11 protein-coding genes are annotated in these 15,083 nt (G+C 43.3%); 9 read left to right on the plus strand and 2 right to left on the minus strand.

Features of this window, described 5'->3' with window-relative positions:
• The first annotated feature begins 31 nt into the window (after positions 1-31).
• The 4 genes from BLP92_RS09805 to BLP92_RS09820 all read left to right on the plus strand — a co-directional run bounded on the left by BLP92_RS09805 (position 32) and on the right by BLP92_RS09820 (position 3,838).
• The gene (locus tag BLP92_RS09805; RefSeq protein ID WP_175444242.1) at positions 32-1,438 is read left to right on the plus strand and encodes an alanine/glycine:cation symporter family protein; all 1,407 of its coding nucleotides are present in this window, start codon (positions 32-34) and stop codon (positions 1,436-1,438) included.
• A 310-nt stretch (positions 1,439-1,748) separates the two neighbouring features.
• Positions 1,749-2,321, plus strand: coding sequence for a DeoR family transcriptional regulator (locus BLP92_RS09810; protein WP_090842780.1), 573 nt, complete (start codon positions 1,749-1,751; stop codon positions 2,319-2,321).
• Between the two features lie 17 nt (positions 2,322-2,338).
• Positions 2,339-3,226 (plus strand): FixH family protein, encoded by an 888-nt coding sequence (locus tag BLP92_RS09815; RefSeq protein WP_090842781.1) that lies wholly within the window; start codon positions 2,339-2,341, stop codon positions 3,224-3,226.
• 270 nt (positions 3,227-3,496) lie between these two features.
• On the plus strand, positions 3,497-3,838 hold the full coding sequence (locus BLP92_RS09820; RefSeq protein WP_090842782.1) for a hypothetical protein: 342 nt from the start codon (positions 3,497-3,499) through the stop codon (positions 3,836-3,838).
• Positions 3,839-3,922: 84 nt separating this feature from the next.
• Here BLP92_RS09820 and BLP92_RS09825 read toward each other — a convergent pair whose 3' ends face one another.
• On the minus strand, positions 3,923-5,962 hold the full coding sequence (locus tag BLP92_RS09825; protein ID WP_090842783.1) for a penicillin-binding transpeptidase domain-containing protein: 2,040 nt from the start codon (positions 5,960-5,962) through the stop codon (positions 3,923-3,925).
• A 125-nt stretch (positions 5,963-6,087) separates the two neighbouring features.
• Here BLP92_RS09825 and BLP92_RS09830 point away from each other — a divergent pair, with 125 nt between their 5' ends.
• The 5 genes from BLP92_RS09830 to BLP92_RS09850 all read left to right on the plus strand — a co-directional run bounded on the left by BLP92_RS09830 (position 6,088) and on the right by BLP92_RS09850 (position 13,712).
• Complete coding sequence (locus BLP92_RS09830; protein WP_090842784.1) at positions 6,088-6,984, plus strand: DUF3221 domain-containing protein; 897 nt, start codon at positions 6,088-6,090, stop codon at positions 6,982-6,984.
• Positions 6,985-7,265: 281 nt separating this feature from the next.
• A complete protein-coding gene (locus BLP92_RS09835; RefSeq protein ID WP_090842785.1) occupies positions 7,266-10,472 on the plus strand; it encodes a M14 family metallopeptidase in 3,207 nt (1,068 codons plus the stop codon).
• Positions 10,473-10,821: 349 nt separating this feature from the next.
• Positions 10,822-11,301 carry a 23S rRNA (pseudouridine(1915)-N(3))-methyltransferase RlmH gene (gene rlmH, locus BLP92_RS09840; protein WP_090842786.1) on the plus strand — a complete coding sequence of 160 codons (480 nt, stop codon included), beginning with the start codon at positions 10,822-10,824 and terminating at the stop codon, positions 11,299-11,301.
• A gap of 300 nt (positions 11,302-11,601) precedes the next feature.
• Positions 11,602-12,243: an SLATT domain-containing protein gene (locus BLP92_RS09845; RefSeq protein ID WP_090842787.1), complete on the plus strand. Its 642-nt coding sequence runs from the start codon at positions 11,602-11,604 to the stop codon at positions 12,241-12,243.
• An 8-nt stretch (positions 12,244-12,251) separates the two neighbouring features.
• Positions 12,252-13,712 (plus strand): reverse transcriptase domain-containing protein, encoded by a 1,461-nt coding sequence (locus tag BLP92_RS09850; protein ID WP_090842788.1) that lies wholly within the window; start codon positions 12,252-12,254, stop codon positions 13,710-13,712.
• Positions 13,713-14,163: 451 nt separating this feature from the next.
• Here the strand turns inward: BLP92_RS09850 and BLP92_RS09855 are convergent, their stop codons facing one another.
• A complete protein-coding gene (locus tag BLP92_RS09855) occupies positions 14,164-14,850 on the minus strand; it encodes a DUF4145 domain-containing protein (protein ID WP_090842789.1) in 687 nt (228 codons plus the stop codon).
• Positions 14,851-15,083: the final 233 nt, after the last annotated feature.

Below are 15,083 nucleotides of genomic sequence, written 5' to 3' on the forward strand. Positions count from 1 at the left end.
TAAATAGGATAGGAGTGGAAGGCCAGTGATCATGGATATGTTAGATAGCATTAACAGCGTATTGTGGGGTCCGCCGAGCCTGCTTTTGCTGTTCGGAACAGGACTGTTTTTAACCATCGTGCTGCGCGGGCTGCAGTTTCGAAAGCTCATTTATGCCTTTAAGATCGGATTTGGAAAAGAAGATAAAGCAGATGCCAAGGCAGAAGGTGACGTCAGCCATTTTAAAGCACTTATGACAGCGCTTGCAGCGACAATCGGAAACGGAAATATTGCAGGTGTCGCCACAGCGATCACGCTCGGCGGGCCGGGAGCAATCTTCTGGATGTGGATTGTCGGACTGCTCGGTATGGCAACAAAATATGCCGAAGCACTGCTTGCAGTGAAATACAGAGTGAAAAACGAACGCGGAGAATATTCCAGCGGACCAATGTACTACATAGAAAGAGGACTGGGTAAAAAATATAAACTGCTCGCAGTCGCCTTTGCGGTTTTCGGTGCCTTTGCTGCACTCGGTATCGGCAACAGCGTGCAGTCCAATACGATTGCAGATGTTACAAGTACAAGTTTCGGCATGCCGAATTGGCTGACAGGGGTGCTGCTGGTAGGACTCGTCAGTATTATTATTTTTGGCGGCATTCAGCGGATCAGTTCCGTCGCAAGCTTTTTCGTGCCGATCATGGCGTTTCTTTACATGGGCGGGGCACTGCTGATTCTGGTATTGAATATGGATATGATCCTGCCGGCATTTGAACTTATTTTCTACTACGCATTCAATCCGGTCGCAGCTGCGGGAGGCTTCCTTGGAGTCGTGGTATCTGAAGCGATCCGCAACGGTGTTGCCCGCGGAATATTTTCCAACGAGGCAGGACTTGGTACAGCGGCACTGATTGCCGGGAATGCCCGTGCTGATCATCCGGTAAAGCAGGCACTCGTTGCGATGACGGGAACATTTATAGTGACGATTATCGTCTGTACGATGACAGGAATTACGCTGCTGATCACCGGCTTCTGGGATCCTTCCGGCGGGGAGCTTTCCGGTGTCGCGCATGATCCCGGCCTGGAGGGAGGAGCACTTACAGGCGCAGCCTTTGCTTCTGTTCTTGGTGTCGTCGGGGAGTATATCGTGGCATTCTCCGTTATTTTCTTCGGCTTTTCGACGATAGTCGGCTGGTACGTATACGGGGAAAAATGCTTTGAATATATTGCGGGCGCCAAAGGAATCGCAGGCTACCGCCTTGTATATATTGCAGCCTGCGGAGTCGGTACGGTAGCGAATCTGGCGACCGTCTGGGCGTTTGCAGATATGGCAAATGCACTGATGATGATTCCGAACCTGGTGGCACTGCTGCTCCTCTGGAAGGTAGTTGTCGCAGAAACGAACGATTATTTCCAGAATTTCTATCAGCAGGCAGAAATCGTGGAGAAAAAAGCGAGCTGACTGCAGAAAGCATAAAGATTCAGAAGAGACAGCGAATGGGTCATTCCTTTGCTGTCTCTTTTTGTTCTGTTAAAAGCTGCCGCTGATAAAATTTAATAATTCCTTACCATAAATCCATGGACGGGAAGAAGGAGCCTTGGGACGAGAATTGTCAGTTCCTCTTTTAAAAAGACGAATTTTTATTGAAAATAATTCAGCTGGAGTATTTCTGTGTGAAAAGACAACATTTTGTAACAAATTATCACAAAATGAACTTTTTTTCCGGCGGTCGTTTACGTAAACTGAAAAGAGATGAAAGGATGAGGCCGGAATGAAGCCGCTGGAAAGACAAAATGTTATTATAGAAATGGCAAAAAAACACGAAGTAGTCCAGGTGGCTGACATCAGCCGCATCTGCCAGGTATCGGAAATGACGATTTACCGCGATGTGCAGAAGCTGGAACAAGCAGGACACATTCATAAAACTTCCCGGGGAATTACAGCACTTAGGCAGAAGCAGACTTCAGAAGAAAGCTGTTCCTACTGTCATAAACCAGCAGGAGGAAGGCTGGCCGTACAGCTGGTTTTTAAGGATAATACCCAGGAAAAAGCATGCTGTTCACATTGTGCACTGCTGCGCTATACGGAAAAACGGGAAGATACTGTACAGATCCTTTGCAGGGATTTTCTGCTTGATACGACGATTAACGCCAAGCATGCAGCTTTTGTCATCAACAGCGAGCTGCCATTATTCTGCTGCAGTCCCCAGCCCCTCGTATTTCAGCGGCAGATGGATGCTGAAAGGTTTGCTGCAGGCTTTGGAGGAAGTATTTGTTCGTTTGAGGAAGCAGTAAGCAAACTGACACAGGATATGAGCTGCGGATGCAGCGTGACCTATAGATAAACTGGAGGAAGATCAGAATGAAAAAAATAATGATAACTGCTGCTCTCGGGCTCTTGGCAGCCTGCGGCACAACAGAGGAAAATAATAACGAGCAGAGCGGTGCAGTAGGCGTTGACGAAATTAATCTGGCACAGCTGGAAGCGGAAATTGAAGCGCCGGACACGCTGGAGCCGGGAGAAGAAGCAGAACTGCGTGTGCTTGTGACGCAGGGAGAGGAAATCGTAGACGACGCAAGTGAAGTGACATGGGAAATCTGGCAGGCAGGTGCCAAAGAAGAGAGCGATATGCTGGAAGCAGACCTTCCGGGGGAGGAAGGCTGGTACAGCGTGCAATATGACTTTGAAGAGGAAGCCGTTTATCATGTACAGTCACACACCACTGCGCGGGGGATGCACGTGATGCCGGTGCACGATATTATTGTCGGTGATCCGGAGGAAGAAGAACTGGAAAGTGCGGAAGAGACAGAGCACGAAAACAGTATGAATGACCATGAGCACGGGGGAAATGAAGAAAATAATCATGAACATGGAGAAGAGGGAACGCACGAGCAGGGAGAAAATAATGCTTCTGCTGCCAACGAAGATCACAGTCTTACGCATGGAGCGATGCATGAAAGTATGTCGATCGACTGGAATACTCCAGCGAACTTAGTAGGCGTGGAAGAAGTAACGATCACAATGGACATCTTTTGGGAAGAAGAGGCCTGGGAAGACGGGGAGGTCCGTCTGGAAATCTGGCAGCACCACGATGAAATGAGGACATGGCTCGAGGCTGAAGAAACAGACCCGGGCACGTACGAAAAAACCTTTGCACCGGAAGAATCCGGAAGCTATCACATTATGGTGCACCTGGAAGATGAAGAAGTGCATGAACATATTCAGTACGAGCTTTATGTAGAGGAATAATATAAAGCTTACTAAAACAAAACAACAGCTGTTATGTGTAAAAAAGCAGCCTTCAGCGGGGTCACCTGCAGAAGGCTGCTTTTTTATGCTGATAAATAAATCCGAGAAATAATATACAATATTTGTAAGGTGGATTATAATAAATGTAACTCAATGGAACGGAAATGCTGGTTGGCAGGAATTTTCGTTTGTATATGCTTAATATATACACAGCGTTCTATGCTTTAACGAAAGAATGAATAATAGAATATATCAGCGGGGGTATGTAAAATGGGCGCGAATGATCCAGTCTGGATTTTTATCTTAATGTACATTCTCTTTTATGCTACTTTTGTCGATGCGATGAATATTTTCAAACAGGGCAGAAGAAAATTTTTGTCTCTCGTCATGATGGTCATTACCCCAGTGCATTTTGGATTGGCATTCGTAAACTCTATGGGTCGGGGAGAAGGAGTTACTGAATTGCAGCACCTGTTTCATTCGTTGATGGAATTTCAGGCCTGGGCAGTGATCGTTATTCTTGCATATGTATATATTCTCGTCTGGTGGCTTCATGCCTTTTTTACATGGATGAAAACTCAAAATATTCAGCAGAGGGTGGATAAGGAATAATTTCATGGACGTACAGTATATGAATATTTGATAAACACTGCAAAAAAGCGAGGAAAAGAGGGCTGCTCTTTTCCTCGCTTTTTCTTATTCCAGCGTGCTCCAGAATTCGTCGCTGAGGTCAACGGCGCGGCTGCTGCCGCCGACGTCCTCTGCGTTCTGGACCATAATAGTCGTAATGTAATCCTCTGCTTCGTGATCGAAGCTGACAAACCAGCCGATCTGGGATCCGTCCTCTTCGGTCTGGGACGTTTTCAACTCTGCGGTGCCCGTTTTCCCGGCAATAGCGCGGGAATGACCACGGTCTTCCCGGTATGCGGAGCCGTCGCTGTCTTCGGTCACGGGAAGGAGCGTATCCCGCACGGTTGCTGTGGACTCTGTGCCGGCAATCTGCGACATTTCTCCTGCGGGCTCATCTTCATAAAACAGCGTCGGCTGCACCATTTCTCCCTCATTGATAAAAATGGAGTACAGCGCAGTAATGTGGACCGGGGAAATTTCCACTTCTCCCTGCCCGTAGCCGCTGTCTGCAAGCAGAATTTCGCTGTCGAGCCCATCATTGGAAAGCTGGGACGTATAAAGCGGGAAGTCATACGGGAAATCTTCTCCGAGCCCGAACGTTTCCCCCCAGGCTTCCATATTGTCTGCGCCGAGCTCGAGTGCCTGCTGCGCAAAGTAAATGTTGTCGGAAAGCTTCATCCCTGTCGTTAAATCAATCTCGCTTTCCGAGTCATTCACGCGGGTAATTTCATAGCCGCCCCAGCTGTCGTCCGGCTGCCACTGCTCTCCTTCGATCGTGAACGTTTCCTCCGGATCAAGCGTTCCTTCCTCCAGTCCGGCAATGGCCGTAAACGGCTTCCAGATCGACCCCGGTGAATACACGCGCTGGAAGCGGCGTTCAAACAGAACATCTGTCGTTTCCAGTTCCTCCGCCCGCGGATCGGCAAGGTTAAGGTAACGCAGGTTGGAATCAAAAGCGGGCGCACTCACGAGCGCGATCGTTTCTCCCGTTTCCGGATCGAGAACAACTCCAGCACCGGAATCTTCCCCGAGCACGTCCGCTAGGCTGCGCTGGATCTCTGTATCAATCGTCAGCTGAACGTCTTCTCCGTCTTCAGCGGATCTTTCCTGAATCACATCGCGGACATCTCCATCCTCCGTCTGCACAGTCAGGCGCATGCCGATTTCCCCGCGCAGCGTGTCTTCTTCCAGCAGCTCAATTCCGTTTTTCCCAATTTCGGAAGTGGCGCGGTAGCCTTCGTTTTCTTCGAGTTCTTCCCCGGTAATCGCCCCGATATGACCGACGAGGTGACCGGCAGTGTCACCTTCCGGATATTCCCGTCCCTCTTCGCGGTTCAGCAGGACGCCCGGAACTTCGAGGAGCTCCTCGGTTCGGTCATCTGTCAAAGAAAGATTTTGAATTGGTGCAAACCAGTCCGGATTGTCCGGATACTGACTGGCAAGCTCCAGCACCGTTTCTTCCTCGAGACCGAGAATTTCCGCGAACTGTGCCGCAGAATCCTCCAGATCTTCTGTACTTTCCGGCACGAGACCGGCTTCATATACTTCGCCGTTGATCGCAAGCGGCTCCCCGTTCCGGTCAAAGATTTCGCCGCGGACAGGTTCTTCCGAATCAATGGCTATCTGATCATGCGCATCCTGCATGCCGAGCATGAAGTGGGATGGCTCCCACGCAACTTTCCACTCTTCTATCTCTTCCTCTTCATCGACAAGCTCTTTTTCCAGATACACTTCCGTACTGTAATTCAGCGTGCCGGCGATCGTTTCCATTTCCACCTGCACCGGATAGGTGATTTCCGTTAATTCTTCGAGATCCAGATCTTCCTCTTCCTCAAAATTTCTTTCCTCAAAATCGAGTGCGGTAATTTCCACGTCCAGATCGCTGTACACACTTTCATAGCGCTCGGCAAAGTCCCATTCAAAGCTGTCTACGTCCGCCTCGGAGCTGCTGCTTAAGTAGGAACGCATTTCCTCAAATGACTGTCCGCTCCATGCCGATAAATAAGGCTCCAGCGCTTCCTCCTCCGGATGCGGCGGTTCTTCATTGCTGCAGCCGGCAATGCCGATCGTGCCTGCTGCAAGTAACATTACTATGTATTTTTTCATCCCCACAGGTCCCCCTCATTTCTCCAAAAAAATCCATCATCTGCCACCCATGTTACAATAAAGCCCAGAAAATTGAAACCGAAGATGTTCCGGCGGCGACTAAATAAAAAAGAGGAGGTGTTCTTGTGAAAAAGATTTTATTTCTCGTTCTTTTTCTGCTTGCAGCCTGCGGCCAGGAAGAAACACCGGGAGAGGAACCGCCTGCGGACAGCGGCGAACCGGTAATTACCGGCTACGTCTTGGATATGGAGGAAAACAGTGCGCTCGTTGTGGAAAGCACCGCGCAGGACTTCAGCGATACAGGAGGGCAGGAGGAGTTTTACAGCGCTATTTATTTTACAGAAATGCCGGAAGAAGTGCAGCTTGGAGACAGGGTCGAAGTATGGGCAGAAGCCGTCGCAGAATCTTATCCGGGACAGGCGGAAGCGCAGAGAGTGGAAATTCTGGAGCCCGGGCAGCCGGAGGGAGCGGAATTGAATGAACGGGAAGTAATTACCCGGGCAATCGGGGAGCATTCGCTGGACGGTCACGCAGCCGTTTCGGACATTACATTTACGGAAGGGGCCTGGACCGTGGAATTTTTCTCCTTTATGGATGAAGACAGAGAAGAAGTCACTGTACCTGATACTTCCGCAGGTACAGCAGAAGCACCCGGGGGAGCCGATTATGAAGCATTTTATGAAGAGCGCATGGAAATGATTACGGAGGAATTAACGGCGCTGGAGGAGCATCTCGGCACCTATGAAGACAGTGATTCATGGAGAATGGATTTTGAAGAGATGAGCCGCTCGCTCTCCGGCTGGATTTCCTCTGTCACAGACAAAGAAGAAGTACCGGAGAAATATCTGGAGGTCCACGCTTCGTTTCAGGCGGCAGGAACGACGATCCAGGAAGGAATCGATCAGCTGTCAGAAGCGGTGGCTTTCGGAGAGGAAGCAGAAATAGAAGCAGGAAAAAACCAGCTGCAGGAAGGCAAAGAAGAATTAGAAACCACCCGGCAGGAATATGAAAATATTTCCTGAAAATTGACTGTCCATACAGGGCAGTTTATTTTTATGCAGAAAAGAGGAAGGAACCGTTCTTTATAGAGGCAGTTCTTTCCGCCCGGGAAATCTCGAATGTGCCTAAAGAAGGGAGGGTCTATGCAACTAGAAAGTGTAAGATCTGCTGACACCGTTATTAGCTGAAAGAACTGTTTTTTATAGAATTTTAATTTTTTATTCTAAATTTTCCGATAATACTGCTATATTAATGTGGTGTTATGTAAGAAAAACTCAATTACAGAGGAAAGAAGGGTGAGTGTATGAAAAAAACATTTTCAGGCTTGCTGGCTGTCACTATGCTTGTCGGAGCAGGACTGCCGATGCAGACATTAAGTGCGCCAGCTGCAGAAGCAGTGGAAGCAGCAGAATTGGAAGTAAGCAGATCTCTTTTTTCGTTAACCGAAACCCGCACGGTGGAAGTGAAAGCTGACCTCGGAGAAAGCGTCAATCCAGAGAACATTGCGTTTCAGTTCGGCGGGAAAAACATTTCTGAGTGGAGGCAGTGGACGAGCGGCACGAATTACAACGGAAACCAGTTTATCCGGGTGGTGGACGGCCCGGTCGTCAATGAAGAAACGAATGAAGTAACAGCGACCCTGGAATTCGGGCTGCTGTATAATCGTTCGAATCTATCAAACAGAACGATCCGCACACAGTATCAGCAGTTTATCGGAGATTACGAGCTTGCGATGATCGATAATACGACAGGTGCAAAAGCAGCGACAGAAGTCACGTGGAACGTATACGATGAATTTTTAACATATGATGAACTCAAGCCGGCAATTGATGACGTGTTTGCCGAAGCAGAGGGGAACGGCCGCTATCTGGAATATCAGAGCGCCGGGCAGTCTGTGGAAGGACGCGACATTCATTTTGCGATTCTGGCGAAAGACGAGGAAGCAGTGGATACATATCTTGAGGAGACACTGCCGACCGCGTTGGAAAATCCGGAAAGCCTGATTGAAGAGCTGGAAAACGGCACGATGGAAGACTATCAGATTCCGGTATGGTTCAACAACATTCACCCGGATGAAGTAGAAGGCGTAGATGCTCAGGTAGAGCTGTTCCGCAGCTTTGCGCTGGAGGAAGAAGTCGAATTCACGAACACAAATGAAAGCGGCACGGACGAACTGGTGACACTCGACGTGGATGAGGTCCTCGACGATGTGATCTTCCTCTATATGTTCACATCTAATCCGGACGGCCGTGTGGCGAATACCCGGGCAAATGCCGAAGGGTTTGATTTAAACCGTGACAATGCGTACCAGACGCAGGTAGAAACGCAGCAGGTAAACGAGCTCGTCTCCAAGTGGACGCCGCTTTCGTTTATTGATTTTCATGGCTACGTAAACGGGTTTTTAATTGAGCCGGCGACACCGCCGCACAATCCGAACTTTGAATACGATCTGCTTATCGATAACATGATGGGCCAGGCAAATGCGATGGGACGCGCAGGTATCGGAAGCTCCGATTTAACTTCCTACTTTATCGCAAAGCTCGGCTACGGCTCGGGCTGGGATGATATGACGCCTGCTTACACGGCGATGTACGGTATGCTGCACGGCTCCTACAGCCATACAATTGAGCTGCCGACGCTGAGCCAGAACTCCTACAACGCAGCGGTAGGAAGCGGACTGGGAGCAACCTGGTTCGTATCAGAAAATAAAGACGAGCTTTACAGAGATCAATTGGAAATCTTTAAGCGCGGGGTGAATAACGAAGATAACCGTGCCGTGGATGAGTATTTCGTCAACGCAGCCGGCGAATCCATCGGCCGCGTGCGCGGAGACAACGAAAACTTCTTCCCGGACTACTATGTGATTCCGGCAGCGGAAGAAACACAGAAAAACGTTCTGGAAGCATACAACATGGCAGACTATCTGCTTCGTAACAGCATCGATGTCGAAAGAACGACGCAGGAAGTGGAAATTGACGGCACAATCTACCCTGCCGGCACGTTCGTCGTACCGATGAACCAGGCAAAGCGGGGACTGGCAAACGCCGTGCTTTATGAAGGGGATAATGTGTCCGACTGGAACGCGATGTATGACCCGATTGTCGTGAACTTCCCTGATTTACGCGGCTTTGACGTACTGGAAGTAAGGGAAGCAGGACTATTTACAGGCCTTACGGAGGAAATTGAAGAAGCATCTGTTCCGGACGGCAGCATGACGGGCAATGCGCCAAGACAGATTTTGAAAAATAACACGAATGACACGATCAAAGTCGTCAACGCACTGCTTGCAGACGGCAAGACAGTAGAAGTATTTACAGAAAGCAAAGGCAAGGCAGAACAGGGCGACTATGCAGTTGCGACAAATGATCTGCGTGCTTACGCAGACGATTACTATTTCAATACGGAAGCACTCGGAAACGGCCAGAGCGCCAAATCAAGCGTGATTACCCAGCCGAAAGTAGCAGCAGCAGGATCGGCGCAGCTGCGGTTCTCTCTGCGTCAGCTCGGCTTCCAGCTGACAGATGTAGCAGAAGCAGACGTTGTGGTCAGCGACAGCACATTTAACGCAAACCAGTTTGCGGGCAAGGACTACATTGGCATCGGGATTTATCCGCTGAACGCTGTCCGTAACAGCGGCCTGCTCCCGGGATTCAACTGGAGCTACACCGGTGTAAGCCATGAAGGACTCGTCGAAGCAGTCGTCGAGGATCATCAGCAGACTGCTGGATATGAAGAAGAGGAACGACTGTATGTCACAACCGGCTCCTGGATTACGAGCGTGCCGGAAGAAGCAGAAGTGCTCGCTTCCTTCAAAGACACAGAGGACTTCTACGTGGCAGGCTGGTGGCCGAATAACCAGCGCGCCCAAGGACAGACGATGGCATTTACCGTAGATAAAGAAGATACGACCTACACGATGTTTGCCAATGAGCTTGCATTCCGTGCCCACACCGAGCACAGCTACCGCCTGCTTTCCAACAGCATCTATGCATCTGTAACGGCGGAAGAAAGTGCGAAGGGCAATAAAGGCAACAACGGCAAAGGCAAGCAGAATAACGTGAAAGTAGATAAGAATCAGCTGAAAACAGACCGCAGCGCAGATAAAGTGAAAGTCATCGTCGCAAACAACGGTCTGGCAAAGGCTGCAAAAGTGAATGGACTGGATAAGGTAACGATCGCTTCTGACCGCGGGGAAAATGAAGATAAAATTGAACTTTCTATCCCGGCAAAAGCAGTGAAAGACCTGAAGAAGGCACAGCCGGACGCAGCGATTGACCTGCAGTTTGGAGGCACTTCCTATGTTGTTCCAGTCGCAGACATCGATCTCGACAGCCTCACCAAAGTGAGCGGCAATAACTATGAAGTTTCGATTGAAGTAACAGAAGAAATCGAAGAAATCGGCGGACGTGATCTTGAGCCGAAGAAAGTGAAAACAGGAAAAGTGAAAGTACAGGCAAAAGGAAATGGCAAGAGCGAAGAGATTTCGAGCTTTACTTCGTTTGAGGAGTAAGCGGGAAGTATAAGAGCCGAACCTGGGGAGGAATTCTCCGGGTTCGGTTTTTTGGGTTGGCTCAAAAGCGCCAGCGTCGTTCCCGGGATGACGCTTTCCCGAGGGCACGATCTCAGCTAAATCGCTCCTCTCGGATCGATTGGATCTTCGATTCGTGCTATATCCTCCGGGAGTCGCATCCCTTCACTCTGCCGGCTGGTATCATTTTTATAATAAAAAATCAGTTTAAAAACTTACTTCTTTTAGTATGGGACACTCTTTTTTCTAAAGAAAATTGGCTGGGAAAATCTCCTTATTAAAGCGATTCCTATGATATGCTGAAGGTACTATATTTATGGAGGAAAAGGTTATGCAGATTATGATTATCAGTGTTGGAAAGCTGAAGGAAAAGTACTTAAAGCAAGGGATTGCGGAATTTGAAAAGCGGCTGACAAGCTACTGCAAGCTGCAGTTTATTGAAGTGAACGATGAACAGGCACCGGAGAGCATGAGCGAGAAAGAAGTGGAACAGGTAAAAGATAAAGAGGGAGAGCGCATCCTCGCAAAAATAAAAGACAACCAGCACGTTATTGCACTTGATCTTGGAGGGAAGCAGCGAACATCGGAGCAGTTTGCAGGAGAATTGGAGAAACTCTCCATCCACGGCAAAAGCCAGATTGCTTTTATTATCGGTGGATCCAATGGCTTAAGCAGTCAAGTATTGAAGCGGGCGAATGATACGATCAGCTTTTCTAAGATGACCTTTCCGCATCAGCTGATGAAGCTGATTCTCGTGGAGCAGGTGTATCGGGCGTTTCGGATAATGAAGGGGGAACCTTATCATAAGTAATTATGGTTTTACTAAACTAAAAAGATTAAATTCGAAAAATTGTAGTGTGTTTATTTGTGATAACAAGAACATTTAGTAAGAGCGTTTGATTGGTTTATAACTTAAATTATCTCCTAATATTTAATCAAGCCGTTTTCTGAATTTTAGTAATATATGGTATTATTGGATATGAGTAGATATTTAGAATTATTACAAAAACCGCGTATAGAATAATTCCAAGATTTTCGACAATCCTTAAGAGTTATTAATATCTTGTTATAAATTTATATGCAAAAATGTTTCAAAAAGGTGGGAACAAGTATGCCTCTTGATTATAAAGATATAAATATAATTGACGAAATTGATAAGAAAATTAAAACATTTAATAAAACTAGAAATACAAGAATTAAAATGAGTTTACGTTTGAAGGGATATGCAGATAAATGGAAGTTAGTAATTTTCATACTAAATATTGAAGCAGTAATTTTTATATTATTATCTCTCGGAGCGCATGAAATTCATCCAATATTTAGTGGTACTATGTTTGCTGTAATATCAGGAATTTTTGCTATATACGTTATTTTGATTCAGTATTATATCAATGAACTTAATTATAACGAAAGAGCTTTAAAAGTTCACTATCATCAATTAGATATCGAAGATTTGACTCTTAGATTAAAGGAATTATTAACTAAAAGTAATAGTGCAGAAGATACAATGAGTGAAAAAAATCTTATAGTTAATTTTAATACTATTATGTTCGAATATCAGACCATATTAAAAAATAACGAGAATCATCATCCAGTTGATTATAAAATGAGTATGTTTGAAATGTCTTCTAATAAGGATAAATTGAAAACTCCTAAAGACTGGACCATAGACAATATTATTTTTTATTTTAATAGTGGTCTTTGCTTATTAATTCTTATTTGCACAACACTAACTCTTATACTTAGGGGGTAGATCTTGTAATGGATAATGACTTAAAAGTTAAACATTTAGCATATAACTATGTATTAGCCGTGTCTAATAATAAGTACAAACCTCAAACGATTGCTAATCTAAAAATTTTAGAAAGTTTGGGCAAAGAAAACATCATTAATATTTTATCAATGTCTATAGAAGATTTTTGCCATCAATATAAGCCAATCAAAGTAAGAGATTTTGTTTATAAAAGTGATTTTTTTACTCCGAGAAATGTTTATCTTATTAATCCACTTTATTATACTTACTACACATATTTAGTTTTTTTATTAGTATCCAAATTATCTGAGGAAAAAATGGATTTTTCAAAAAAAAAAATGAAAGTTTTTTATTCGGGTATATTTGATAGTACATTGAATGAAAAGCAGATAAAGAAATGTGGTGAATACAAGACAAGTTATACTTTGTTCCAAAAAGAAAGAAAGAAACATCTTGGCCGGGCAGCTTTAAAAATTGATGTACAGGACTTCTTTAATTCAATAAAAATACCGAATTTAATTGCAAAGTTAAAGGAAATTTTTGGAGTTAATCAAATTATATTGGATTTAGAATATTTATTTGAATATTGCGAATTAGATAGTTTACCTCAATTTCATTATTCTATAGCCTCATCAATACTATCTCAAATTTATCTTACCGATTTTGACTCGAAAGTATCAGATTTGTTGGTTAGAGAAGATTTACAACTTATACGTTATGTAGATGACATTTATATTATTTACAACAGTGGAAATTATGATAAAAAAAAGAATAATAGAGTATTAAATGAGATAAGTCATTTTTTATGGGAAGATTTTCTAGTTTTGAATACATCTAAGACAAAAATGTTAAGTCCAGACGAGTATAAAAGTATAATCGAATTATATGTTTCTGAATATGATGAGGACAATTTCAATTCATTTTCAAGTGAAAAATTGATAGAAGATAAAGCTTTAAACGTTGTAGAAGATGGGTTTTTAAATATACTGATCAAAGAATTGAATGAGATAGAAAAGAAAGATGGAGTGGATTTAGACCAATATATAAACTTAACTCACGAATATCTTTCTATTAATGGTGATGATAGTGGTAAAGTAATTAACAATCTCATATTCTCTAAAAAATGGATGTATTTAGAAGATGAAGATTTAAAAGCTTTAATTTACAATTGGAAGTATATACTATTTAATCCCGCACAGTTTACCATTCTATATATATTAATATACAGACATTTGGAAAATGAAAGAATTATAAATGATGAAGATGTGAGAATTAAAAATATACTTAATTACTTATATAATAATGATTTGTTTACTTTTCGTGATAGTTTAGTCGCTGTATCTTATTTATTTCAAAGTAATATAAATAATCAAGATTTATTAGATAAGATAAAATTAGTTAATCCAGAATATGTATATTATTTTGAATTATATATTCAAGACACTTCCAATAAATATTACTCTTCTTAAAATAACTTTGTTTTAAACACACAATAAAAAGCTAGAGTACTATTAAACAAAGTTTTGAAAAATACGATTTCTATAAAAATTAAATATTTGTTTATATAATGTCAAATCTCATTTTATTAAAAATATAAAAAACATTTAAAAATAAATTTCAGTTCAATAAGAAAAGTTTTCTAATTAAGAGAACGAATACGATTGTTGTAATCGTCAAGTAGTCTAGCAGTTACATCAAATCAAGAGTAGATGTCATTACACCTGTTGAGATGTTTAAACTTAATAACTTTTTTCAGTATTCATAAAGGGTCCACCCGAACTGTACTAGTAGTAAAGGTTAGTATAAGTGATAAGAAGCAGGAGATGGTTAGGAAATATTTTGTAAATTTATAAAGAGGTGAGATCCGATAGCTTTTATCGGATCTCTCTTTAAGAAGAAAAAATTCTATAAAATAAGGTTTTAATCCTTAGGCATTTCTTTTAATAGCCTTTCGCTAGTTATCTCTAGAGATATATGATGCTGAATGATCTCAATAAGTGTTTTTAAATCACTAATATCTTTATCTTTCCATTTCCTAATATAATGAGCCTCATCGTTTCCAAGCCAAGCAGCTCGATCTGCCATGAGTTTTATTTTTTCATTTTCAATATTCTTAATGCATTGACCCAAAGTTGTTCTCTTTGTTTTTTCTATATTATCTGGATCTAGATATATTAAATAATCCTTCACTAAAAACTCCATCGCTTTTCGGTACCCTATCCCAGCTATATGATTGAGACCATTTTGCTCAGCGGCATATGACTGATCATATATTTCAGTAAACATTTTAGAAATTTCAAAGATTTCTTCAGAGAAATCTCTTTTTTTATAGTGAATTGGAGCAGACCTTGAAAGCTCGTAATAACTAGTTCCATTTATAACATTAGCATATTCAAAATAACTTATAAACATACTCCGACAATCTCTAGATGTGCATTGAAATGCAATTTCCATAGTACTTGGTAAACTTTGTACTGATTCCACATAGTTAGCATGTACTAGGTAAGGAGAGATTTTGCTTTTACAAATAGGGCATTGATCTGCATAGTGATCAATCTTGATATTAATTGAAGTTCCAGATATATTTTTGATGGATAAAGTCCTCATATTCTTACCCCCTTACGAAATCAATTCCACATGAATAAGTAAAATCCTTTTTTATCCTCCATCTAAGTAAAAAAATGTCTATTGTTTAATTTATCCTGATCTTTAATTGATCTTATAAGGATTTAAAATGTATACATGGCTTCTCGTTTCACGTGAAACATGTTAACCGGTTTTCAAAAACGTGCACTTCCTTAAAAAGTTATCTTTTAAATAATTACATTTACTTCTCGCTT

This window comes from Alkalicoccus daliensis, from assembly GCF_900103955.1.
Taxonomy (GTDB): Bacteria; Bacillota; Bacilli; order Bacillales; family Salisediminibacteriaceae; genus Alkalicoccus; species Alkalicoccus daliensis.